Source organism: Novosphingobium rosa NBRC 15208, from assembly GCF_001598555.1.
Lineage (GTDB): Bacteria > Pseudomonadota > Alphaproteobacteria > Sphingomonadales > Sphingomonadaceae > Novosphingobium > Novosphingobium rosa.
In genome coordinates this window covers 1-21,737 of the sequence record NZ_BCZE01000028.1, presented here as the reverse complement: position 1 = coordinate 21,737, position 21,737 = coordinate 1, and the positions used below count along the sequence as shown (strand labels likewise).

23 protein-coding genes and 1 pseudogene are annotated in these 21,737 nt (G+C 65.4%); 18 read left to right on the top strand and 6 right to left on the bottom strand.

Features of this window, described 5'->3' with window-relative positions; translation table 11 throughout:
* Window positions 1-201: 201 nt before the first annotated feature.
* The 5 genes from ftsE to SR3_RS11565 all read left to right on the top strand — a co-directional run bounded on the left by ftsE (window position 202) and on the right by SR3_RS11565 (window position 3,705).
* A complete protein-coding gene (gene ftsE, locus SR3_RS11585; protein ID WP_068085827.1) occupies window positions 202-957 on the top strand; it encodes a cell division ATP-binding protein FtsE in 756 nt (251 codons plus the stop codon).
* Window positions 950-1,933 (top strand): cell division protein FtsX, encoded by a 984-nt coding sequence (locus SR3_RS11580; RefSeq protein ID WP_245653875.1) that lies wholly within the window; start codon window positions 950-952, stop codon window positions 1,931-1,933. Before ftsE ends, SR3_RS11580 begins: the two co-directional genes overlap by 8 nt.
* A gap of 1 nt (window position 1,934) precedes the next feature.
* On the top strand, window positions 1,935-2,468 hold the full coding sequence (locus tag SR3_RS11575; RefSeq protein WP_068085618.1) for a YdcF family protein: 534 nt from the start codon (window positions 1,935-1,937) through the stop codon (window positions 2,466-2,468).
* Window positions 2,465-3,172 (top strand): lysophospholipid acyltransferase family protein, encoded by a 708-nt coding sequence (locus tag SR3_RS11570; RefSeq protein WP_068085615.1) that lies wholly within the window; start codon window positions 2,465-2,467, stop codon window positions 3,170-3,172. Before SR3_RS11575 ends, SR3_RS11570 begins: the two co-directional genes overlap by 4 nt.
* Window positions 3,173-3,384: 212 nt before the next feature.
* Window positions 3,385-3,705 carry a DMT family transporter gene (locus SR3_RS11565; protein ID WP_068085612.1) on the top strand — a complete coding sequence of 107 codons (321 nt, stop codon included), beginning with the start codon at window positions 3,385-3,387 and terminating at the stop codon, window positions 3,703-3,705.
* Window positions 3,706-3,866: 161 nt separating this feature from the next.
* Here the strand turns inward: SR3_RS11565 and SR3_RS11560 are convergent, their stop codons facing one another.
* Both SR3_RS11560 and hisC read right to left on the bottom strand, forming a co-directional pair.
* Entirely contained in the window at window positions 3,867-4,775 is a 909-nt protein-coding gene (locus tag SR3_RS11560) for a prephenate/arogenate dehydrogenase family protein (protein ID WP_068085609.1), read from the bottom strand.
* Window positions 4,772-5,866 (bottom strand): histidinol-phosphate transaminase, encoded by a 1,095-nt coding sequence (hisC, locus tag SR3_RS11555; protein ID WP_068085607.1) that lies wholly within the window; start codon window positions 5,864-5,866, stop codon window positions 4,772-4,774. The genes SR3_RS11560 and hisC overlap by 4 nt, the downstream gene beginning before the upstream one ends.
* Before the next feature lie 169 nt (window positions 5,867-6,035).
* Between hisC and metX the strand changes: the two genes are divergently transcribed.
* The 4 genes from metX to ftsH all read left to right on the top strand — a co-directional run bounded on the left by metX (window position 6,036) and on the right by ftsH (window position 11,156).
* The gene (gene metX / locus SR3_RS11550) at window positions 6,036-7,184 is read left to right on the top strand and encodes a homoserine O-acetyltransferase MetX (RefSeq protein WP_084455438.1); all 1,149 of its coding nucleotides are present in this window, start codon (window positions 6,036-6,038) and stop codon (window positions 7,182-7,184) included.
* Window positions 7,181-7,789: a methionine biosynthesis protein MetW gene (gene metW / locus SR3_RS11545; RefSeq protein WP_068085605.1), complete on the top strand. Its 609-nt coding sequence runs from the start codon at window positions 7,181-7,183 to the stop codon at window positions 7,787-7,789. The genes metX and metW overlap by 4 nt, the downstream gene beginning before the upstream one ends.
* Before the next feature lie 172 nt (window positions 7,790-7,961).
* Window positions 7,962-8,948, top strand: coding sequence for a CsgG/HfaB family protein (locus SR3_RS11540; protein ID WP_157098797.1), 987 nt, complete (start codon window positions 7,962-7,964; stop codon window positions 8,946-8,948).
* Between the two features lie 255 nt (window positions 8,949-9,203).
* A complete protein-coding gene (ftsH, locus tag SR3_RS11535; RefSeq protein WP_068085602.1) occupies window positions 9,204-11,156 on the top strand; it encodes an ATP-dependent zinc metalloprotease FtsH in 1,953 nt (650 codons plus the stop codon).
* A gap of 396 nt (window positions 11,157-11,552) precedes the next feature.
* Here the strand turns inward: ftsH and rpoZ are convergent, their stop codons facing one another.
* Both rpoZ and SR3_RS11525 read right to left on the bottom strand, forming a co-directional pair.
* Window positions 11,553-11,897, bottom strand: coding sequence for a DNA-directed RNA polymerase subunit omega (gene rpoZ, locus SR3_RS11530; protein WP_068085599.1), 345 nt, complete (start codon window positions 11,895-11,897; stop codon window positions 11,553-11,555).
* Window positions 11,898-11,983: 86 nt separating this feature from the next.
* Window positions 11,984-13,525: a replicative DNA helicase gene (locus tag SR3_RS11525; RefSeq protein ID WP_084455437.1), complete on the bottom strand. Its 1,542-nt coding sequence runs from the start codon at window positions 13,523-13,525 to the stop codon at window positions 11,984-11,986.
* Window positions 13,526-13,685: 160 nt separating this feature from the next.
* Between SR3_RS11525 and SR3_RS11520 the strand changes: the two genes are divergently transcribed.
* The 4 genes from SR3_RS11520 (at window position 13,686) to SR3_RS11505 (ending at window position 15,819) form a co-directional block, all read left to right on the top strand.
* Window positions 13,686-14,180 (top strand): UPF0262 family protein, encoded by a 495-nt coding sequence (locus SR3_RS11520; RefSeq protein WP_068085592.1) that lies wholly within the window; start codon window positions 13,686-13,688, stop codon window positions 14,178-14,180.
* Between the two features lie 5 nt (window positions 14,181-14,185).
* Window positions 14,186-14,947 carry a glycoside hydrolase family 25 protein gene (locus SR3_RS11515; protein WP_068085589.1) on the top strand — a complete coding sequence of 254 codons (762 nt, stop codon included), beginning with the start codon at window positions 14,186-14,188 and terminating at the stop codon, window positions 14,945-14,947.
* An 8-nt stretch (window positions 14,948-14,955) separates the two neighbouring features.
* A complete protein-coding gene (locus SR3_RS11510; protein ID WP_068085815.1) occupies window positions 14,956-15,414 on the top strand; it encodes a cytidine deaminase in 459 nt (152 codons plus the stop codon).
* A gap of 141 nt (window positions 15,415-15,555) precedes the next feature.
* Entirely contained in the window at window positions 15,556-15,819 is a 264-nt protein-coding gene (locus SR3_RS11505; RefSeq protein ID WP_068085586.1) for a hypothetical protein, read from the top strand.
* A 336-nt stretch (window positions 15,820-16,155) separates the two neighbouring features.
* Here SR3_RS11505 and SR3_RS11500 read toward each other — a convergent pair whose 3' ends face one another.
* Window positions 16,156-17,304, bottom strand: a complete 1,149-nt coding sequence (locus tag SR3_RS11500; protein WP_068085583.1) for a M14 family metallopeptidase — start codon at window positions 17,302-17,304, stop codon at window positions 16,156-16,158.
* 41 nt (window positions 17,305-17,345) lie between these two features.
* Window positions 17,346-18,125: a DUF4136 domain-containing protein gene (locus SR3_RS11495; protein ID WP_068085582.1), complete on the bottom strand. Its 780-nt coding sequence runs from the start codon at window positions 18,123-18,125 to the stop codon at window positions 17,346-17,348.
* A gap of 221 nt (window positions 18,126-18,346) precedes the next feature.
* Between SR3_RS11495 and galE the strand changes: the two genes are divergently transcribed.
* The 5 genes and pseudogenes from galE to SR3_RS11470 all read left to right on the top strand — a co-directional run.
* On the top strand, window positions 18,347-19,351 hold the full coding sequence (gene galE / locus SR3_RS11490; protein ID WP_068085814.1) for a UDP-glucose 4-epimerase GalE: 1,005 nt from the start codon (window positions 18,347-18,349) through the stop codon (window positions 19,349-19,351).
* Between the two features lie 139 nt (window positions 19,352-19,490).
* Window positions 19,491-19,616, top strand: coding sequence for a type B 50S ribosomal protein L36 (gene ykgO, locus SR3_RS11485; protein WP_008069451.1), 126 nt, complete (start codon window positions 19,491-19,493; stop codon window positions 19,614-19,616).
* 135 nt (window positions 19,617-19,751) lie between these two features.
* Entirely contained in the window at window positions 19,752-20,390 is a 639-nt protein-coding gene (locus tag SR3_RS11480) for an HAD family hydrolase (RefSeq protein WP_068085581.1), read from the top strand.
* Window positions 20,391-20,639: 249 nt separating this feature from the next.
* A complete protein-coding gene (locus SR3_RS11475; RefSeq protein ID WP_245653874.1) occupies window positions 20,640-21,389 on the top strand; it encodes a peptidylprolyl isomerase in 750 nt (249 codons plus the stop codon).
* 123 nt (window positions 21,390-21,512) lie between these two features.
* A pseudogene (locus tag SR3_RS11470) lies at window positions 21,513-21,737 on the top strand (hypothetical protein); the annotation flags it as partial.

The window sequence follows — 21,737 nt, the reverse complement described above, 5'->3', positions numbered from 1 at the left end:
CATGGCTGTGGCCAGCGCCGCAAGATAGGGTATTCCGAAATTGAACGGTGTCGTGCTTTTTTCCACCACCCTTTTTTCTGAGGCGCGGGCCGGTTATAGCAGGAGGGTGATGATATGCCCCTCCGCTGAACCGAGCGCCTTTTTTGCGTCTGCCCGGAACGCCTTCGCCCGGCCTGCTTCCGCCGCGTCAGGTCTTTGCGCATGACCCAGATGGATGGCGAGATCGCCCGCTTCGACAAGGTGGGCCTGCGCTATGGCAATGAGCGCGAGGTGCTGTCCGATGTGGGCTTCACCCTCTTCGCGGGCCGTTTCTACTTCCTCACCGGGGCGAGCGGCGCGGGGAAAAGCTCGCTGCTGCGCATGCTCTATCTGGCGCAGCGGCCCAGCCGGGGGATGATCAGCCTGTTCGGCACTGACGCCATCACCCTCCCGCGTGAGCGCCTGCCCGGCTTCCGCCGCCGCATCGGCGTGGTGTTTCAGGATGTGCGGCTGGTTCCTCACCTTTCGGCCTATGACAATGTGGCGCTGCCCCTGCGCATCGCGGGCCTGCCCGAGAAGGAGATCGCCGGTTCGGTGACGGACATGCTCGAATGGGTGGGGCTGGAGGGGCGGATGCATGCGCGCCCGGCCTCGCTTTCGGGCGGGGAGCAGCAGCGTGTCGGCATTGCCCGCGCGGTGATCGGCCGTCCCGAACTGCTGGTGGCGGACGAACCGACCGGTAACGTCGACGCCGATATGGCGGTCAAGCTGCTGCGCCTGTTCGAGGCGCTCAACCGGCTGGGGACCACCGTGGTGGTGGCCACCCACGACATGCATCTGCTTCAGAAAGTGCCGGATTCCCTCATCATGCGGCTGGATCGCGGCAAGATGAGCGACCCCACCGGCGCGCTGCGCTATCCGCCGCGCAAGACAGGTGGCCAGGCGGCCGCCCGTTTCCCGGATCTGCGCGATGGGTGAGGATCTGAACATTCAGGAAGACCCCGCAGAGGCCGCTGCTGCTGAAAAGCGCCTGCTGCGCCTGCCGGGCTTCGGCAACATCCGTGGGCGCGGGGCGGACAGCGAGCTGGTGCCTCAGGCGCGGCTCTCCGGGCCGATGCCCTGGGTGATCGCCATCATGGTGGCGCTGACGGTGATCGCGGCGGCCACGGGGCTGGCCTTGCGCAACATCGCTCTGGCGGCGGCGGCGGATTTGTCGGGCGGGGTCAGCGTGCAGGTGCTGGATTCGGGCGAGGGGCGTGACCGGCAGGTCAACGCCACGCTGAAAGCCTTGCAGGGCGCGCCCGGCGTGGCCTCTGTGAATTTGGTCTCCGCGCAGGAGGTGAACAACCTGCTCGCCCCGTGGCTGGGCGGCGCTCAGGAGCAGGGCGTCAACGCTGCCGATGTGGTGCCCGTGCCCGCGCTGATCGATGTGAAGACCCATGGCCCCGCCGATGAGGCCCAGCTTGAAAAGCTGCGCAAGCTGCTGGCCCGGGTGGCGCCCGCCGCGCGGGTCGATGCGCAGTCGCACTGGCTTTCCCCCGTGTTCGGCGCGATCGATTCGCTGCAATGGCTGGCCGCCGCCATGGTCGGCCTGCTGGGCGTGGCGATGACCGCCGCCGTGCTGCTCGCCACGCGCTCGGCGCTGGGGCAGCACCGCGAGACCATCGCCATCGTCCATATGATGGGCGGCACCGACAGCCAGATCGCCCGCATCTTCCAGCGCGCCATCGGCCTCGATGCCTTTGCGGGCGCGGCGCTGGGGCTGGCGGTCGCGGTGGCGGCGGTGCTGGTACTCGGAAGGCGCTTTGCCGGGCTTGGCGCCGGGCTGATCGCGGGCGGGGCGCTGGGCTGGCTCGACTGGGCGCTGATGGTGCTGATCCCGCTGGCCGCCGTGGTGCTGGCCGTGGTGACGGCCCGCGTGACGGTGCTCTCCGCGCTGCGGCGGATGCTGTGAGATGCTGAGGCGGCTGCTCTCCCTGGTGCTGATGGTCTGGGCGCTGGGCTTTATCGCCTTTGCCGCCTTTCTGCCGCGCCCGGCCGGAGACGTGCATGCCGATGGCGTGATCGTGCTGACCGGCGGCGACGGGCGCATCCAGCGCGGGCTGGAAACCCTGCACAAGGGCCTCGCGCGCCAGATGCTGGTTTCCGGCGTCGATCAGGAGGTGACTCAGGCGGAGTTCGCCACGCTCTACAAGATCGATCCCGCGCTGATGCGCTGCTGCATCACGCTGGGCTATGACAGTGTGGACACGCGCAGCAATGCCTCTGAATCCACACAATGGATCGCCAGCCACCACCTCTCCAGCGTGCGGCTCGTCACCTCGGACTGGCATATGCGCCGCGCTGCTTTCGAACTGACCCATCCTGTGCCAAAGGGCGTGACCATCATCGAGGATGCCGTGCCCACGCGGCCCAGCCTGCGCATCCTCTTCACCGAATATTGCAAATGGCTGGCGCGCCAGGCCTGGTACTTCTGGAAAAAGACATGACTCCCGATCGGGGCACCACATTGGAAGAGCGGCTGCGCAGCATCCTCTTCGCCATCTTCTTCTTCGGCGGCTCGGTGCTGCTGGGCCTGCTGACCCCCATCACCCGCAACTGCGGCCAGAGCGTGAACCGCTGGATGTGCGAGCATTGGTCCGCCTGGCAGCGCTGGTGCACGCGCCATGTGCTGGGCATTCGCGTGATCGTGGAGGGCACGCTGCCCACCGGCGCGGTGCTGATCGCGATGAAGCATGAGGCGATGTTCGAGGCGGTCGATCTGCCCAATCTGCTCGATCACCCCGCCATCTTCGCCAAGGTGGAGCTGATGAAAGTGCCCGGCTGGGGCAAGTCCGGGCAGGTTTATGGACTGGTGCCGGTCGAGCGCGATCAGGGCGCCAAGGCCTTGCGCGCGATGATCGCGGCGGCGCGCAAGTTCTCGGTCATTCCCCGCCCTCTGGTGATCTTTCCCGAGGGCACGCGGGTGCATCATGGCAAGAAGCCCGATTTGCAGTCGGGCTTCGCCGGGATCTACAAGCTGATCGGCCTGCCCGTGGTGCCCATCGCGGTGAACAGCGGGCCGCTGTTTCGCGGCTTCTGGAAGCGCAAGGGCACGATCACCTATCGTGTGGGCGAAACGATCCCGGCGGGTCTGCCGCGTGACGAGATCGAGGCGCGGGTGCATTCGGCAATTAACGCTTTGAATGATTGAGGGGTTTCAAGAGGGATGGATGCGAGGGGATTATTCCCTCGCGCTCCCATGACGTCTCCCGACGCAGGGGCGGTGGTTCCCGGTCGTTGAGCTTCGCCTCGCTGTTGACCTCATGCTCCATCGATCCTATCCGATCCCTGCGGTGACCACGTTCCCGCTCCCCTTCGGGATTCAAGACCGGGACGGCCCGGCGGTTTTCGAAGGATGCGGCCATGGCCTGGTTTTTTCTGATTATCGCCGGTTTGCTTGAAGTCATCTGGGCGACTGCCATGAAGCAGTCGCAGGGATTTTCCCGCTTCTGGCCGAGTGTCATCACCATCGTCGGGGTGATCGGCAGCTTCGGGTTGCTGTCATGGTCCATGCGGTCCTTGCCGCTTGGCACGGCCTACACCGTCTGGACAGGGATCGGAGCCGTTGGCGCCTTTCTGGCAGGCATCGTGGTGCTGGGAGAAGCCCTGACAGTGATGCGCGCCGCTGCCGCACTGCTGATCGTGAGTGGGCTGGTGCTGATGAAGCTGTCCGCCCAGCACTGATGCGCCGCAGGCCGTGAATCTGTGACGGATGGGCTGCGCTGGCGATATGAAAGCCTGCAGCGCGGCAATCCAGGCGCAAGGCCGAACCCGACGCGTAACGTAGACAATAATGGGAGCGCGAGGGGATAATCCCCTCGCACTTATCCTTCTTCTTAAACCTCTTACTGCCGTCCGAAATTCGGCCGAGCATCATCCTGCCCTTGCTCGATGATCGAGCGGCGGATGGCGCGGGTGCGGGCGAAGTGGTCGAACAGCTTGTCGCCGTCGCCGAGGCGGATGGCCTTTTGCAGCTCGGTCAGATCCTCGGTGAAGACCTGCAGCATGGCCAGCACGGCGTCGCGGTTGGAGAGGAACACGTCGCGCCACATGGTGGGGTCCGATGCGGCGATGCGGGTGAAATCGCGGAAGCCGCCGGCGGAATATTTGATGACCTCGCTTTGGGTCACCTCCTGCAGATCGTCCGCAGTGCCGACGATGGTGTAGGCGATCAGATGCGGCAGATGGCTGGTGATGGCGAGGACCAGATCATGGTGCGCGGCATCCATGACCTCCACCTTGGCGCCGATGCTCTGCCACAGGGCGGAGAGGCTCTGGACCTTGGCGGCATCCGCGCCTTCGGGCGGGGTGATGATGCACCAGCGGCCTTGAAACAGCGAGGCAAAGCCCGCGTCCGGCCCGGAGTTCTCGGTGCCCGCGACGGGGTGCGCCGGGATCACCAGATGATGGGGCAGGGCCTCGCCCAGTGCGCGGGCGACGCTGACCTTGCTGGAGCCGACGTCGGAAATCAGCGCGTCGGGGGCGAGGGCCGGGGCGCATTCGCGCGCGGCATCGCCCATGGCCATGGGGGGGACGCAGAAGATGACCAGATCGGCATTGGCCACGGCCTCGGCGGCTGTTCCCGCAACATGGCCGACCAGACCGCGCTCGGCGGCGCGGGCGCGGGTGTCGGGGTTACGGTCATAGCCGGTGGTGGCGATGGCGGGGGCGTGTTCGCGCAGGGCGAGGCCGATCGAGCCGCCCTGCAGGCCGAGACCGATGATCGCGACTTTGCGAAACGGTGCGTCGCTCATGCGTTGGCCATCGAGCGGATGGCCTGCGCGATCTCATCCATCTGCGCTGCCGTGCCGATGGTGATGCGCAGCGCATCGGGCAGGCCTTGCCCCGGCAGCCAGCGGGTGATGTAGCCGTGCTCCATCAGGCCGTTGTAGACCGTTTCCGCCGTCAGCTTGCCCTGAAACAGGATTAGCACGAAGTTCGCCTGACTGGGCAGTGGGCGCACGCCATGGTTCGACAGGGCGTTGAGTTGCTCCACGAAACGGGTGCGCTCGACCAGATTGTGGACGCGCGAGCTTTCCACGAAAGCCTGATCCGCCACTGCCGCCAGCCCCATGGCCTGCGCGCTGTTCGACAGGTTGAAGGGCCCGCGAATACGGTTCAGCGCATCGACCAGCGGCGCCGCGCCCGTGGCCCAGCCAAGGCGTTCGCCCGCAAGGCCGTAGATTTTCGAGAAGGTGCGCGTCACCAGCACATTCTCATGCGCCTCGGCCAGCGCCAGCGCGCCATCCTCGTCTTCCGGCGCGACATATTCGGCATAGGCCTGATCGATCACCAGCAGCACATCGCCGGGCAGGCCGGCATGCAGGCGGGCGATCTCGCCCTTGGGCAGGTAGCTGCCGGTGGGGTTGTTGGGGTTGGCCACGAAGACCACGCGGGTCTTGTCGGTCACCAGCGCCAGCAGGGCGTCGACATCGGTGCCGTAATCCAGATCGGGCGCCACCACGGGCACCGCCCCGCAACGCCGCGCGGCGATATCATAGACCGAGAAGCCGTAGCGGACATAGATGATCTCGTCCCCCGGCCCGGCATAGGCCTGCGCGGCGATATGCAGCAATTCGTCAGAGCCCGTGCCCATCACGATGCGCGAGGAATCGATGCCGTTCAGCTGGCCCAGAGCCTCGCGCAGATCCTTGCTGTCGGGATCGGGATAGAGCGCCGGGGCGGCGGCATGGGCGCGCGCCTCCAGCGCCGCAGGACTGGTGCCCAGCGGGTTCTCATTGGCCGACAGCTTGATCAACGGCTTGCCATCATTGCCCTTGCTCTTGCCGGGGACATAGGCGTGGATCGCGCTGATCCATGATTTGGGTTCGGGACGCTTGCTCATGATGCGGGGGGCTCTAGATCATTTTCACATGAGGTGAAAATGATCTGTTTTTCGTGGCCGCATTTTCCGAGCCGTTGCCCGTGGCCGGGCAACTCGAAAATGCTTCGGCGCAGCTTTGCCACGCTCGCAATTGACAGGGCGGGGGCAAAGTCCCAAGTCGTGCGCCATCATGTCAGACACCAGCGCGATCCTGCCCATCGAGACCCCCCTTAACGCAGTCGGCGCCACATATGACCTCGACCAGCCGCTGGAGCTGGACGGCGGGCAGGTGCTGCATGGCGTGCGCATCGCCTATGAAACCTATGGCACGCTCAATGAAGCGCGCGACAACGCCATCCTGGTCTGCCACGCCACCACCGGAGATCAGCATCTCGCCACGCCGCATCCCATCACCGGCAAGCCCGGCTGGTGGAGCCGCATGGTCGGCCCCGGCCTGCCGATCGACACCGACCGTTTCTATGTGATCTGCCCCAATGTGCTGGGCAGTTGCATGGGGACCACGGGCCCCGGCAGTCTGGCGCCCGATGGCCTGCCCTATGGCCCGCGTTTCCCGGTCATCACCATCCGCGATATGGTGCGCGCGCATGTGCTGCTGCTGAAAGCCCTGGGGGTGGAGAACCTTTATGCCGTGATCGGCGGCAGCATGGGCGGGATGCAGGCGCTGTCGCTCTCGGTGCACTGGCCCGATCTGGCCAGGCGCGTGCTGGTGCTGGCCAGCACGGCGGCGATGCCGGTGCAGAACATCGCCTTTCAGGAGCTGGGCCGTCAGGCGATCATGGCCGATCCCGAGTGGCAGGGCGGCGCTTACCATGGCACTGGCAAAAGCCCCGATGCGGGTCTGGCCGTGGCGCGGATGGCGGCGCATATCACCTATCTGTCCGAAGCCACGCTGTCGGAGAAATTCGGGCGGCGGCTGCAGAACGGGCAGGCCAAGAGCTTCGGCTTTGGCGCGGATTTTCAGGTGGAGAGCTATCTGCGCTATCAGGGCGAAAGCTTCACCGGGCGCTTCGATGCCAATTCCTACCTCTACATCACCAAGGCGATGAGCTATTTCGACCTCGCCGAGGGGCACGGCGAGGACGACCACCCGGGCCGCCTTGCCGAGGCCTTCAAGGGCGTGCATTCGCGCTTCTGTCTCGTCTCTTTCGACACCGACTGGCTCTACCCCACCAGCGAATCGCGGACCATCGCCCATGCGCTGAATGCGGCGGGGGCCCCGGTGTCCTTTATGGAGCTGTCCGCGCCCTTCGGCCATGACAGCTTCCTGCTCGACGTGCCCGCGCTCGACCGGGTGATCGAAGGATTTCTGCTGCGATGAGTTCTTCCGATGTGTTGCGCCCCGATCTGGCGGTGATCGCCCAGAATGTCGCGCCCGGCGCCCGCGTGCTCGATGTTGGCTGCGGCGACGGCACGCTGATGGCGGCCCTGCGCGACGGACGCGATTGCGACGCGCGCGGGCTGGAGCTGGAGCCGGCCAATGTCGCGGCCTGCGTGGCGCGTGGCCTGTCCGCGATTCAGGGCGATGCCGACACCGACCTGTCCTTCTACCCCGACGACAGTTTCGATTACGCCATCCTCTCGCAGACGCTGCAGACCACCAAGCGCCCCGATCTGGTGATGGAGCAACTGCTGCGCATCGGGCGGCGCGCTTTCGTCAGCTTTCCCAATTTCGCGCATTGGCGGGTGCGGCTCTCGCTGCTGTGGGGCGGGCGCATGCCTGTCACTCGGTTGCTGCCGGTGGCGTGGTATGAAACGCCGAATATTCACCATCTTACCGTTGCCGACTTCCGCGATTTCGTAGGATCGCGGGGCATTGCCGTCGAAGGCGCATGGTTTCTGGAAGGCGATGCGTTAACCGGAGCCGCCGCCGCCAATTGGCGCGCCGAACATGCCGTGTTCCTCCTCAAGCGGCATGGGGCCTGACGCGCGCCGTTTAGCAAAGCGTGCAAGATGATTACGCATAGGGTCTTGAACTCTGCGACAAGCCGCAGCCCTTCTATGTAATTTTTATTGATTCTTAGGTGCAGCTTCTGGCACAGCGCTCCCCGAAGTATTAAGGCCGGTCTCCCCCGGGGCCGGCGACAACGGGGGTTCCATGCACAAGATCCTGAACGCCGTGACGGCCTTTTCGGCTGCTGTTTCCACGCTTGCCCTGATGGCGCCCGATGTCGCTCTGGCGCAGGCCGCGCCCTCCAAGGCGGAAAAGGCGCAGCGTCAGGCGCTGGACGATGTGCCGCATTGCACGCGCAAGCTGGGCACCATCTCCATTGTCGACGGCGACGATGCGCGCGGCTGGACCCAGTACAATCTGGCCCCGCCGCAGAAGCTGCTCAAGGTGATCGTGCAGCGTTCGGGCTGCTTCAATCTGGTCGACCGCGGCTCGGGCCTGCAGGCCGCCCAGCGTGAGCGCGATATCGCGGGCGATCTGGGCCATCAGCGCGGCTCCAATGTCGGCCAGGGCCAGATCAAGGCCGCCGATTACGTGCTTCAGGCCGAGGTGCAGGCCGCCAATGGCAATGCCTCGGGCTCGCGCATCGGCGCTGGCCTCGGCGGTCTGGTCGGCGGCGGCTTCGGCGCGGTGCTGGGCGGCATCCACAGCCGCAAGATGGAGGCCAACACCGTGCTTTCCGTCACCAATGTGCGCACCACCGAAACCATCGCCACCACCGAGGGCTATGCCGCCAAGAACAGCATCAGCTTCGGCGGCGGTGGCGGCGGCTTCTTCGGCAGCGGCGCGGTGGGTCTGGTCGGCGGCGGCTATGACAACACCGATATCGGTCGCATCGTGACCATGGCTTTCCTCGACGCCTATGCCAAGCTGGTCAACCAGCTGGGCGGCATCCAGCAGGGCGCGACGGGCACCGCCGAGGCGACCCCCGCCAAGACCTTCCAGGCCATCGCCCCGGTGGTGATGCGCAAGACGCCCGCCGCCACCGGCGCCACCGTGCGCAGCCTGGCGCCCGGCGCGATCCTCTATCCCACCGGCAACAAGCAGGGCCTGTGGTGGGAAGTGGCCGACGAAAACGACAATGTGGGCTGGGTGCTGAACACCAAGCTGGGGCCGACGCCCTCGGGGCAGTAATCTGTGGCGCCTTCGTCTGACGGCGAAGGCGCAGACGGCACCGGCCCGCTCCCCCGGCCCGGCCACCCACAGCATACCGCGATGGGTAGCCAGGCCGGGGAAGCGGGCCGGTGCCGTGCTATAAAAAGACGCGGGCGGGGTGCGTTAAGCATTCCCGCCCGCAGTGCTTCTGCAATCCTGTGCGAATCCGCTGCGCGTGTTAGCTTGTCATTCAGCGCCGGGCTCCTACATTGAGCTTCTGGAAAGGACCGCGCGATGAATGAAGAGCAGCCCAATGGTAACCCCTGGATGAAGAACCTGTTGGTCTGGGGAGGTATTTTCCTGGCGCTGGTCTTCGCCGTCTCCCTTTTCGGATCGCGCGGCGACGTCGGCGCGACTCAGCTGCAATATTCCGAATTCCGCGCCAAGGTGGCCGACGATCTCGTCGCCGACGCCGCCGTGGGCGAGCAGCGGATTTCCGGCCATTTCAAGAATGGCGACAGCTTCACCACCGTCCCCGTGCCCAATGACGTGTCGCTGCAGCCCCTGCTTCAGCAGCACAATGTGAAATATGCCGGCAAGGCCCCGGATGATGAGCACAATCTGCTGCTCTACATCATGGCGCAGGCCCTGCCCTTCCTGCTGATCCTGGGCGTGGCCTTCTTCGCGCTGCGTCAGGTGCAGAAGGGCGGCGGCGGCGGCGCCATGGGCTTCGGCAAGAGCAAGGCCAAGCTGCTGACCGAAAAGCAGGGCCGCGTCACCTTCGACGACGTGGCCGGCATCGATGAAGCCCGCGAGGAGCTGGAAGAGATCGTGGAGTTCCTGCGCGATCCGGGCCGCTTCTCCAAGCTGGGCGGCCAGATCCCCAAGGGCGCGCTGCTGGTCGGTTCGCCCGGCACCGGCAAGACGCTGCTGGCCCGCGCCATCGCGGGTGAGGCGGGCGTGCCCTTCTTCACCATCTCGGGTTCGGACTTCGTGGAAATGTTCGTCGGCGTCGGCGCCAGCCGCGTGCGCGACATGTTCGAGCAGGCCAAGAAGAACGCGCCCTGCATCGTCTTCATCGACGAAATCGACGCCGTGGGCCGCCATCGTGGCCATGGCCTGGGCAACAGCAACGACGAGCGCGAGCAGACGCTGAACCAGCTGCTGGTCGAGATGGACGGCTTCGAGGCCAATGAAGGCATCATCATCATCGCCGCCACCAACCGCCCCGACGTGCTCGACCCCGCGCTGCTTCGTCCCGGCCGTTTCGACCGTCAGGTCGTGGTGCCGGTGCCCGACATCGAGGGCCGCGAGAAGATCCTCGCCGTCCATATGAAGAAGGTGCCGCTGGCCCCCAACGTCGAGCCCCGCGTGATCGCGCGCGGCACGCCGGGCTTCTCGGGCGCTGATCTGGCCAATCTGGTCAATGAGGCCGCGCTGCTGGCCGCCCGCCGCAACAAGCGTCTGGTCGCCATGCAGGAGTTCGAGGACGCCAAGGACAAGGTCATGATGGGCGCGGAACGCCGCTCCATGGTCATGACCGAGGACGAGAAAAAGATGACCGCCTATCACGAGGCCGGCCACGCGCTGGTCTCGCTGAACGAGCCCGCTTCGGACCCGATCCACAAGGCCACCATCATCCCGCGCGGTCGTGCGCTGGGCATGGTGATGCGTCTGCCCGAGCGGGACAGCTATTCCTACCACCGCGACAAGATGCACGCCAACCTGTCGGTGGCCATGGGTGGCCGCGTGGCCGAAGAGATCATCTTCGGTTACGACAAGGTCTCTTCGGGTGCCTCGGGCGACATCCAGTATGCCACCGGTCTGGCCCGCAACATGGTCACCAAATGGGGCATGTCTGACAAGCTGGGACCGCTGCAGTATGAGGACCAGCAGGAGGGTTACCTCGGTATGGGCGGCTCGCAGCGTTTGCTGATGTCCGACGAGACCAGCAAGCTGATCGACAGCGAAGTGCGCTCTCTGGTCGACAATGGCTATGCCCGCGCCATGGACATCCTCAAGACCCAGGAGGACAAGCTCCACCTGATGGCGCAGGCTCTGCTGGAATATGAAACCCTGACCGGCGACGAGCTGAAGGAGCTGATCGAGACCGGCAAGCTGGACCGCCCCGAAACGCCCAGCGGCCCGGCCAAGCCGATCCCCGTGCGCGGCGTGAGCGTGCCCAAGGCGGGCAAGCGCTTCGGTATCGGTGGGCTGACCCCGGCTCCGGCGATTTCGGCGAGCTGATTTTCAAGGACAGCGAGGGAAGGCGCTCCGGGAGGTTTTCCGGGGCGTTTTCTTTTGTTCGCGTTTCAGGGGATTTGAAGGAAGGAAAATGCGAGGGGGTTACCCCCTCGCGCTCCCATGACGTCTTCCGGTGCAAGGGCAGTGGTGCACGGTCGTTGAGCGCGATCTATCCACCTGCGTGGCCTATGGCGCCGCAGGCTTTTGCTTCATCGGCGCGGGGCGGGGAATACTGCCTGCGGTGCAGCAAGCTGGGCGCAAGGCTGAACCCGATGCGCAACGCAGGCAGTAAAGGGAGCGCGAGGGCGATGGCCCTCGCATCTAAACCCGCAAAACAAACAAAAACCCCGCCAAGGCCAAAGCCCGGCGGGGTCTTGTGAAAACAGCGGCTAACGCAAATCAGCCGTCGTAATCGCCACCCAGCGAGGTGTTGCGCACCGGCGCGGCGGCGGTGATGCGCAGCGCTTCGGCCTGCTGCGAGAGCGAGCCGATGTCATCCACCTCATCGTCGTCATCGGGCAGCACGCGCTGCAGCGAGGTGACGAGGGCTTCCTTCAGCACCTTGGGGGTGACGTTCTCTTCGGCGATTTCGCGCAGGGCGACGACCGGGTTCTTGTCGCGGTCGCGCTCAAGGGTCAGCTCGGCGCCGCCCGAGATTTCGCGGGCGCGCTGGGCGGCCAGCAGCACGAGATCGAAACGGTTGGGAATCTTGTCGACGCAATCTTCGACGGTGACGCGTGCCATGGAGCACTCCGTAAAAAGGGCTGCGAGAATCTCTCGGGAATAGAGCAGCTAGGCAGCGAAGCCCCAAAAGTCAAGGATTCGTCTCATCACTCATCGTCATCCTGCCCGTAACCGGCCATATCCTCGGGCGCCAGATCGCTGAACTTGGTGATCCGGGCCTCGAAGCGCAGGCGCACCTTGCCGGTGGAACCATGGCGCTGCTTGGCCACGATCAGCTCGGCCAGACCGTTCAGGCGCTCCATTTCCTGCGCCCACTGGTTGTGCTGCTCGTGGACGGCGATGGGGTCGCTGGCGGTGGGCTCCTTGGGCTCGCGGGCCTTGTGGTAGTAATCCTCGCGAAAGACGAACCACACCATATCGGCGTCCTGCTCGATCGAGCCCGATTCGCGAAGGTCCGACAGCAGCGGCCGCTTGTCCTCACGCTGCTCCACCGCACGGCTGAGCTGCGAGAGGGCGATCACCGGCACATGCAGCTCCTTGGCCAGCTGCTTGAGGCCACGGCTGATCTCGGAGATTTCGTTCACGCGGTTGTCGCCCGCCTTGCCCGTGCCCGAGAGCAGCTGCAGGTAGTCGACGATCACCAGCCCGATGTCATGGCGGCGCTTCAACCGGCGGGCACGCGCGCGCAGGGCGGCGATGGTCAGGCCCGGCGTATCGTCGATAAACAAAGGCAATTGCGCCAGACGCTGGCTGGCGAAGGAGAGCTGCTGGAAATCCTCGCGGCTGATCTTGCCGGTGCGCAGGCTTTCCGAGGAAATGCCCGACTGCTCGGCCAGCACACGGGTGGCCAGCTGGTCGGCGCTCATTTCCAGCGAGAAAAACGCCACCGGCGCGCCCACGGACTTCTCCGGCGCGATGCCGATCGCCATATCGTTCTGATAGCGGTCCGCCGTGTTGAAAGCGATGTTGGTCACCAGCGAGGTCTTGCCCATGCCCGGGCGCCCGGCCAGGATGATAAGATCGGAATCGTGGAGGCCGCCGATCTTGGCGTTCACGCTGCTCATGCCGGTGGTCTTGCCCGAGACATGGCCGCCCGAATTGAACGCTTTTTCAATGGAAAAGATCGCGGTGCGCGTCGCCTGCGAGAAGCTCTGCGCCTCGCTCTGCCCGCCCGCGCCCTCGGCCACCTGATAGAGCGCGGCTTCGGCGCGTTCGATCTGGGCCAGCGGCTCGATCTCCTGCGAGGTGTCGATGGCATTGTCGACCAGCTCGCGGCCCACGCGCACCAGCTCGCGCAGCATGGCCAGTTCGTAGATCTGCTCGGCCAGCACGCGCGGCGCGACAAGGCCCTGCCCGTCAGCGGTCAGGCGCGCCAGATAGGCGGTGCCGCCCAGCGCCTTCAACGCCTCGTCGCTCTCGAAATAGGGGCGCAGCGTGACGGGAGTGACCACCGCCTTGCGGTCCAGCAGCTGCAGGATGCGCTCATAGAGGCGGCCATGCACCGGCTCGAAGAAATGGGTGGGGGCCAGCGGGGTGTTGAGCTCCTCCACCACGCGGTTGTCGATCAGCACGGCGCCCAGGAAGGCGGCCTCGGCCTCGAGGTTGGCGGGCATGGCGCGGCTGGCAGGCGAATCGGCGCCCGACTCGGTGGCGGCGGGGAAGGGGAACAGGGTGTCAGGGCTGGGCATTCGGATGCTCATGCGCGCGTGGGCCGGTGCTGTCCATAAGGGCGTAAGACCCTGACCCTGTGGATATCGGGGATGCAATGGGCCCCAAGGGGCGGATCGCTCCGATTGCGCGATGTTTGCCTCTTGCGGCGCTTCCCCGCATTTGCGACAGGCTGGGGCTATGGACCAGCCAACCGGCCAGCCGCGCATCAGCCATATCGAGCTTGATGAGGCCAGCATCCTCAAGCGCAACGCCGATATCGAGCAGGAACGGCGCGTGGCCATCTTCGATCTGATCGAGGAGAACAGCTTCAAGCCCCTGCGCGCGTGGGAAGCCGGCCATCAGGGCCCCTACCGCCTGCGCATGGCGGTGGAGGACGGGCGCCTCGCGATGGAGCTGTCTGACGAAGGCGGGCAGCAGCTGGAAACCTTCATCCTCGCGCTGGGGCGGTTGCGCCGCCCGATCCGCGACTATTTCGCCATTTGCGAAAGCTATTACCAGGCCGTGCGCCGCGTCTCCGCCGAGGAGATCGAGACCATCGACATGGCCCGCCGCGCCACCCACAATGAAGCCGCCGGCCTGCTGATCGAGCGGCTGGAGGGCAAGGTGGAGACCGATTTCGCCACCGCCCGGCGCCTGTTCACGCTGGTCTGCGTGTTGCATCTGCGGGCGTAAGGATCATGGCGAAGACCATCAACAGGGGCCGCCAGCGCAAGGCGGGCCGCCGGCCGTCAGGCCATGGGGCGTCGACAGGCTGGTTCAGCCGCCGCATGCTGTGGCGCTGGCTGGGCGCGCTGGTGCTGCTGGCGATGATCGGCGGCGCGTGGAGCTGGTGGTCGATGCGCCACTGGATGCCGCCGCGCTCCACCTATGGCGTGCAGGGCGTGGAGATCGGCCAGGAAGACGGCGACATCGACTGGACGGCGGTGAAGGCCATCGGCGCCGATTTCGCCTATATCGACGCCTCGGCCAGCGCCTTCGCCCGCGATCCCAATGTGGTGCACAATCTGGATGGCGCGCGCGCCGCCGGGCTGCAGGTGGGCGCGGTGCACCGCTATGATCCCTGCCAACCCGCCGACAAGCAGGCCGCCAATTTCGTCACCGTGGTGCCGCGCGATGCCCGCATGCTGCCGCCCGCCGTGGCGCTGGACGATGTGGCCGACAATTGCCCGGTGAAGGTTTCCGACGCCGCCGTGGTCAGCGAATTGATGACCTTCATCAACCAGATCGAGACTCACACCGGCAAGCCCGCGATCCTGAAGGTCAGCGCCGCTTTCGATGCGCGCTATCACGTCGCGCGCGGGCTGGACCGCAACCTCTGGGTCGAGGGCGACCGCTTCGCCCCCGATGTCGGCCGCCCCTGGGCGATGTGGACGGCCAATCACGCGCTGGCCAACAACGCCGGCGAAACCCCGCTGCGCTGGGTCGTGGTGCAACAATAGGAATGACGATGAAGAAGCATCCCACCCTGACTGTCGATCAGGCCACGCTGATCGCCGCCGCGCGCGATGCCTCGGCGCGGGCCTATGCGCCCTATTCGAAGTTCCATGTCGGCGCGGCGCTGGCCTTTGCCGATGGCAGCGTGGTGACCGGCGCCAATGTCGAAAACGCCTCCTATGGCCTCGCCCTCTGCGCCGAGACGGTGGCGGTATCGAAAGCCATGGCCGATGGCGTGCGCGGCGGGCTGATGGCCGTGGCGGTGATCGGCGGCGCCCCGGGCGAGGATGGCGCGGCCAGCCCCGGCGCGGCCCCCGTCACGCCCTGTGGCCGCTGCCGCCAGGTGCTCAACGAGATCGCGCAGCTGGGCGGCACCGACCCTGTCGTCTGGAGTCTTGGCGCAGACAGCGTGGTGGAACTGCGCCTCTCGCAGCTGCTGCCCCATGCCTTCGGCCCCGCCAATCTAAGTTAAGGTTACCGCACAAAAGGCTGTTTTTAGGTAGCGTTACTTGTGCTGTTCGGCGTGGCTTGGTCACAGACTGCCCGCTACGGCTGAAACCGCTTAATTCCGCGGTTTTCGCGCCGTTCTGACCTCCTGCGAAAGGAGTCTTGCATGAGCTATGCCGTCAATGCCGTCACTGCTGACGGACCGGTCAATTATCAATCCTCCTCGGTCGCCGCGGTGCGTGTGGATCTGGGGGTGGTGCGTCAGCAAGGCGCAACCAACATCAGTCTGTCGCAAGATGGAAAGCCCATTGCCGAAGCTCAGCTCGCCAAACTGGCCAGCAGCAACGTCACCACCACAACGGTGGCCGATGCTGTTGCCTCCAGCCCGGTGGCCGCTGCGCTCGGCAGCACCGTGACAACCTATGCCTGAGGGGTTCAGGCGGTGCTGATGTGCCGCCTGAACCTTTTTGGTTTTCGCAAGAGTTCAGGACGTTAAAAGGGATAAAGTGCGAGGGGGTTACCCCCTCGCGCTCCCATGACGTCTCCCGACGCAACGGCAGTGGCGCCGAAATGGTGTGCTCCGCCTCTCCACCTGCGCCAGCTAAGGCGCCGCAGGCAGTTTATCTTGATCGACAGACTGTGCTGGCAAATTAAAGCCTGCGGCGCGGCGAGCTAAGCACCTTGGCTTAACCCGAAGCGCAACGCAGACATTAAAGGGAGCGCGAGGGCGATGGCCCTCGCATCTTCTCTTCCTACTTACAAAACCTCAAGCCGAAGCCGGCACCATATGCACCCACTCGGCCAGCGCGGCGATGCAATCCTCGCCCAGCCGCATCGAGCGTTCCGCGCTCCAGCCCTGCAGCGCATCGGGCAGGGGCTCATGCTCCTTGAAGGGCATTTCCAGCGTCATCGACACTGCGCCGAAGCGCTCGGCCAGCTGGTTGGTGGACATCGTCAAATTAGCCTTGCCCGCGGGCGCCTTGGGATAGCCCAGACGCGTCTGGAAATCGGGCGTGCGGCGGTCGAGCAGCTCGATATAGCGGTCATAGCCCGCCTGCTGGCCGGGGCGCAGCGAGGGGATGCCGTCGAAGCCGGCCATGAAGACAGCGGCGATGGCCTCGTCGCCGTGGACGTCCATGGCGAAATCGACGCCGGTGTCGTCCATGGCGTTGCGGATGGCCAGAACCTCGGGGCTGCGCTCGGCGGTCGGCGTGTGCCACTCGCGGTTGAGGTTCACGCCCACCGCATTGGTGCGCAGATGGCCGCGCACCGAGCCATCGGGGTTGGCGTTGGGCACGATATGGAAGCGGCAGCGCTGGCGCAGCAGGCGGGCGTGGGGGTTGGCGGGATCGGCCAGCGCTTCCAGCGCGCCTTCCATCCACCACTCGGCCATGCTCTCGCCGGGGTGCTGGCGGGCGTAAAGCCAGACCTCTAGCGGGCCTTCGCCCACTTCGAGGCAGTCGATCGACTGGCCATCGAGGCTGTGGCCCAGGCAGCGATAGGAAAAGCCGGGCTGGGCGGCCATCTCGCCGATCAGATCGTGGTGGCGTTCCATCGAATAGGGGGTGAAATAGGCGAACCAGGCGATGTTGCCCTCGGCCTTGTAGGTGATGGTCAGCGTGCCGCCGTCCTCGGCGGGGTTGTAGCTGGTGTCGGCGCGGGTCCAGAGGCGGCGGTCGGTCGAGACGCAGGCGCGGTAATGCGGCCAGCCGCCGGGATAGGCGCTGGCCTCAAGGTTGGTGATGCGCAGCGTGATGGTGCGCCCCGCAATGCCGGTGGCGCGGAAGTGGAACCACTGGAAAAAGTCACTGTCCTGATCCTGATTGATGGCCAGGGTCAGCGTGTCACCGCTCTGCCGGAGCAGGTCGATGTTGCCGGAGTCGAAATGGGAGTCGATCGCGATGGGCTGGGTCATGCTGCTCTCGATAGAGCGGGGCCCGTCTGCTGTGAAGGGGTTCATCCCGCCGAAGGGGCGGGTGGTGCCTCAGGGGCGGGGACGGGCGCAGGGGCAGTTGCGGGCGGCGCCGGATGCGGATTTTGCGGGAATTTGGCGAAGATCGCGGCGGCGAGGCGGTTGGCGATCTTTTCGTCGGTCCAGCGCGAATCGCCCTCGCGCGTGGCGATGCGGGCGCGGCCCTCGAACAGGGGCTTGCCGGTGGCGCGGTCACGGATGCGCAGGTCCAGCCGGGTTTCGATCAGCGCGCCGCGCGGCTTGCTGGCATCGTAATTGAGCGCCACGCCGAAGCCGGAGCCATAGTTGGAAACGCCCACCGCCGCCTCGCCCGAGAGCGGGCTGTGCTTCTGCTCGGCGGGGACGAGTTCGTCGTGGATGATGCCGATTTCAGTGATCTGGCCGCCATTGGGGTCACGCGTCACTGTGTCATAGCCCGATTTGGCGAGCTGATCGATCACGGCGGCCTCGAAAGTGGCTTCCTCGCGGCCTTCGCCCATCGAGCCGGCCATGGCGGTGATGGTCACATGGCCGCTGCCCAGCAGGTCACCGGCGTCGGGGGCGGGGAAGCCTTCGGCGTCGAGCTTGCCTTCGCGGTCATCGCGGGGGGAGGCGTTGGCATAGCTGCGGCCGCCAAAGCCGCTGCCGAAACCGCCCCCATAACCGCCATAGCCGCCACCATATCCACCCCAACCGGGCTGGGCGCTGGCGGTGCCGGCGATCGACAGGGCCAGCATGGCGGCGCTCAGCGACAGGCGGAACGTGGGATGGGCGGAAAAGGACATGAGGAAACTCCGTGAGCGCCAGTCTGCGTGGCGCAACCGCTGCGTCGCGCTTTCAGCGCTAGGCCTTCGGGGCTTTCTGAAGGATGAACCCTTCATGATTCTGCGAAATGCATTCAAGCCGGATCAGGATTTTGCCGCAATGCGGCATAAGGGCTGGACCGTAGATTTGGGCGGGCTATGAACAGGCATCGGCGGCTGCCTGTAGATGCAAAGGGATGGATATGAGCAAAAAGGTTCCGGTGCTGGTCACGGGCGGCGCAGGCTATATCGGCAGCCATGCCGTGCTGGCGCTGAAGGATGCGGGCTGGGATGTCTGCGTGATCGACAACCTCACCACCGGCTTCACCTTTGCCGTGCCCGAGGGCGTGCCGCTCTATCAGGGCGATATCGAGGATGGCGAGCTGCTGGCCCGCATCTTTGCCGAGCGCGGCATCCAGGCGATCATGCATTTCGCCGGATCGATCATCGTGCCCGAATCGGTCGAAAATCCGCTGAAGTACTATCACAACAACACCGCCAAGAGCCGCGCGCTGATCGATGCGGCGGTGAAGGGCGGGGTGAAGCACTTCATCTTCAGCTCCACGGCGGCCACTTACGGCATCCCTGAGGTCTCGCCGGTGACGGAGGACAGCCCCAAGCAGCCGATCAACCCCTATGGCATGTCCAAGCTGATGACCGAGATCATGCTCAAGGACGTGGCGGCGGCCCATCCGCTCAACTTCTGCGCGCTGCGTTATTTCAACGTGGCGGGCGCAGATCCGCAAGCCCGCACCGGGCAGAGCACAGCGGGCGCCACGCACCTTATCAAGGTGGCGGTGGAAGCCGCGCTGGGCAAGCGTGAGAGCGTGGGCGTCTTCGGCACCGATTTCGACACGCCCGACGGCACCGGCGTGCGCGACTATATCCATGTGTCCGATCTGGCCAACGCCCATGTGCTGGCGCTGGAAGGGCTGATCGACCAGCCGGAACGCTCGCTGACGATGAACTGCGGCTATGGCACGGGTTTTTCGGTGCTGGACGTTCTGGATGCGGTGGATCGCGTCACCAACATGAAGATCACCCGCGTGCTGCAGGGCCGCCGCGCGGGCGACCCCGATTCGCTGATCTCCGACAACAGCCGCATCAAGGCCACCGTTCCCTGGGTGCCGCACTACGCCGATCTGGATGTGATTGTGCAGCATGCTCTGGCCTGGGAGCGCCGTTTGACCGAGATTCGCGAGGGTTGATGCAGGGTTGATCTCTGGCCGGGCCGGGGAATTGCCTTCCCGGCCTTGACTTCCACCGCCGCGCCCCTTATCGGCCCGGCTTCAATTTCCGGCGGACAGAATCAGCAAGACTGGTCGCCCCACGACAAAGAGACGACCCATGAAGATTCGTAACAGCCTGAAGTCGTTGAAGGACCGTCATCGCGATAACCGCGTGATCCGTCGTCGCGGCCGCACCTATGTCATCAACAAGACGCAGCGTCGCTTCAAGGCCCGCCAGGGCTGAACGCGATGGGCAGGTAACCTACCTGCCCTTGCCGTCTGATGCGCTTGCCAGCCCGCTGTTGCCCCGATCCGGGTGACAGCGGGCTGGCGGCGTTTGGGCCGCGCCCCTTTCCTCTCCCGAATCCAAGGCAGCAGCATGACCCCCCAGCCCAGCCCCGCCACTCAGCCGTCTGTGGTGGTGTTCGACATCGGCCATGTGTTGACCGACTGGGATCTGCGCCTGCTCTACGCCAAGCTGATCGACGATCCCGAAAAGCTCGACTGGTTCCTCGAAAATGTGGTGACCAAGGACTGGCACTTCGAGCATGACGCCGGCAAGCCCTTCGCCCAGATGGTCGCCGAGCGCAGCGCGCTCTATCCAGCCGAAGCCCCGCTGATCGAGGCCTATGCCACCCGCTGGATGGAAAGCATCCCTGGCCCGATCCCCGGCACGCCTGAACTGGTCGACCGGCTGGCGGCGCGCGCTGTGCCGCTCTACGCCATCACCAATTTCGGCGTGGAGGCCTTCGACCTCTTCCGCCCGACCATGCCGCAACTGGGGCATATGCGCGACATCGTCGTCTCGGGCGAAGAGAAGATGGTGAAGCCCAACGATGACATCTTCCACCACGCGGCGGAGCGCTTCGGCCATGCGCCGGAGGAGATGCTGTTCGTGGACGACAACGCGGCCAACATCGCCACGGCGCGGCGGCTGGGGTGGCATGTGCATCATTTCACCGGCGGGGCGGCGGCTCTGGAGGCGGATCTGGTGGCGCGGGGGTTGCTGGAAGGGTGAAAAGGAAGATGCGAGGGCCATAAGCGTGCGCTTGTCGCACGCGACAAGCTGGGGCGCCCTCGCGCTCCCTTTACGTCTCCCGACGATAGGGCAGCGGCGCCCGATCCTTGCGCTGAACCTCTCCACCTGAAGCGCCGCAGGCTCTAAAACCTATAGCGCTGTGCAGGGAACATTGCCTGCGGCGCGGCGCACCAAGCGCCTTGGCCGAACCCTATGCGCAACGCAGACATTAAAGGGAGCGCGAGGGCGATGGCCCTCGCATCTTTCTCTTACTATTCTTCAGCCATGCTGAAACGAATCGCCCTTCTCGCCCTTTTGGTCACCACCCCGCTTTATGCGGCTCCGGTGCGGCACAAAGCCGTCATGCCGGCGGCTCTGCCCAAATATGCGCCGCCGCCGGCGATCCAGCTTCAGGATGTGGAGCATGCGGTCATCACCACCACCGAGGGCGAGATCGTGCTGGAGCTGGACGGCAAGCATGCGCCGATCTCCACGCTGAATTTCCTGCGCTATGCGGTCAGCAAGCGGTTCGACGGCATCATTTTTTACCGCGTGATGCACCTGCCGTGGGGCACGCAGCCCAGCGGCCTGATTCAGGCGGGCACGCAGGGGGATCCGCGCCGCGTGCTGCCGCCCATCGCGCATGAGCCGACCACGGTGACGGGCGTGCATCACAAGGCGGGAGCGATCAGCATGGCCCGCAATGCGCCGGGCACGGCGACGGGCGATTTCTCGATTCTGCTCTCGGACATCGATGGGCTGGACGCCAACCCCAAGGCGGACAGCGAGGATGACCGGCTGGGCTATGCGGCTTTCGGCCATGTGGTGAAGGGCATGGATGTGGCGCGCCGCATTTACGATTTGCCGCTCGATCCCGAGAAGGGCGAGGGCCCGATGAAGGGGCAGATGCTGGCTCAGCCGGTGAAGATCATCTCTGTGCGCCGTTGGGTGGGGGCTTGGCCAGGGCCGGATCAGGATCGTGCCACTCCGGCACGTTAACCATTATTTACATAGGTACTATACCGAATCCCTTGGTCCTCGGCTTGTTAGGCGGGGGTGACTGAGCTAATATCTTAACGTCGGCGTCCCATCTTGCGATGCAGGACACGGGGGCCGGCGTCAGTGGAACAAGAGCGTATCGCGCCGACGCAGACTATCGGCGGCCTGCCGGTGGTTAATGCCACCTGCGCGCAGCTGGGTGAGATAATGCTGCGCGATGTGTGCGCAGCGCGTGCCGGGGAATTGGCGCTGCCGCGTTTCGTTACCTCGGCCAATGGCAGCGTGGTGGCCGCCTATCATACCGATCCGGACCTGCGCCGCGTGATCGACCGCGCCGACATCATCGAC

Coding starts and splice junctions, on each gene's coding strand:
- SR3_RS11505 (WP_068085586.1), top strand. CDS start 15,556: ATGAGCTATGCCGTCAATGCCGTCACTGCTGACGGACCGGTCAATTAT.
- SR3_RS11495 (WP_068085582.1), bottom strand. CDS start 18,125: ATGTCCTTTTCCGCCCATCCCACGTTCCGCCTGTCGCTGAGCGCCGCC.
- hisC (WP_068085607.1), bottom strand. CDS start 5,866: ATGAGCAAGCGTCCCGAACCCAAATCATGGATCAGCGCGATCCACGCC.
- metX (WP_084455438.1), top strand. CDS start 6,036: ATGTCAGACACCAGCGCGATCCTGCCCATCGAGACCCCCCTTAACGCA.
- SR3_RS11515 (WP_068085589.1), top strand. CDS start 14,186: ATGGCGAAGACCATCAACAGGGGCCGCCAGCGCAAGGCGGGCCGCCGG.
- galE (WP_068085814.1), top strand. CDS start 18,347: ATGAGCAAAAAGGTTCCGGTGCTGGTCACGGGCGGCGCAGGCTATATC.
- SR3_RS11510 (WP_068085815.1), top strand. CDS start 14,956: ATGAAGAAGCATCCCACCCTGACTGTCGATCAGGCCACGCTGATCGCC.
- SR3_RS11480 (WP_068085581.1), top strand. CDS start 19,752: ATGACCCCCCAGCCCAGCCCCGCCACTCAGCCGTCTGTGGTGGTGTTC.
- SR3_RS11520 (WP_068085592.1), top strand. CDS start 13,686: ATGGACCAGCCAACCGGCCAGCCGCGCATCAGCCATATCGAGCTTGAT.
- SR3_RS11525 (WP_084455437.1), bottom strand. CDS start 13,525: ATGCCCAGCCCTGACACCCTGTTCCCCTTCCCCGCCGCCACCGAGTCG.
- SR3_RS11540 (WP_157098797.1), top strand. CDS start 7,962: ATGCACAAGATCCTGAACGCCGTGACGGCCTTTTCGGCTGCTGTTTCC.
- ftsE (WP_068085827.1), top strand. CDS start 202: ATGACCCAGATGGATGGCGAGATCGCCCGCTTCGACAAGGTGGGCCTG.
- SR3_RS11475 (WP_245653874.1), top strand. CDS start 20,640: ATGGCCCTCGCATCTTTCTCTTACTATTCTTCAGCCATGCTGAAACGA.
- SR3_RS11500 (WP_068085583.1), bottom strand. CDS start 17,304: ATGACCCAGCCCATCGCGATCGACTCCCATTTCGACTCCGGCAACATC.
- SR3_RS11580 (WP_245653875.1), top strand. CDS start 950: ATGGGTGAGGATCTGAACATTCAGGAAGACCCCGCAGAGGCCGCTGCT.
- ykgO (WP_008069451.1), top strand. CDS start 19,491: ATGAAGATTCGTAACAGCCTGAAGTCGTTGAAGGACCGTCATCGCGAT.
- SR3_RS11570 (WP_068085615.1), top strand. CDS start 2,465: ATGACTCCCGATCGGGGCACCACATTGGAAGAGCGGCTGCGCAGCATC.
- SR3_RS11560 (WP_068085609.1), bottom strand. CDS start 4,775: ATGAGCGACGCACCGTTTCGCAAAGTCGCGATCATCGGTCTCGGCCTG.
- ftsH (WP_068085602.1), top strand. CDS start 9,204: ATGAATGAAGAGCAGCCCAATGGTAACCCCTGGATGAAGAACCTGTTG.
- rpoZ (WP_068085599.1), bottom strand. CDS start 11,897: ATGGCACGCGTCACCGTCGAAGATTGCGTCGACAAGATTCCCAACCGT.
- SR3_RS11575 (WP_068085618.1), top strand. CDS start 1,935: ATGCTGAGGCGGCTGCTCTCCCTGGTGCTGATGGTCTGGGCGCTGGGC.
- SR3_RS11565 (WP_068085612.1), top strand. CDS start 3,385: ATGGCCTGGTTTTTTCTGATTATCGCCGGTTTGCTTGAAGTCATCTGG.
- metW (WP_068085605.1), top strand. CDS start 7,181: ATGAGTTCTTCCGATGTGTTGCGCCCCGATCTGGCGGTGATCGCCCAG.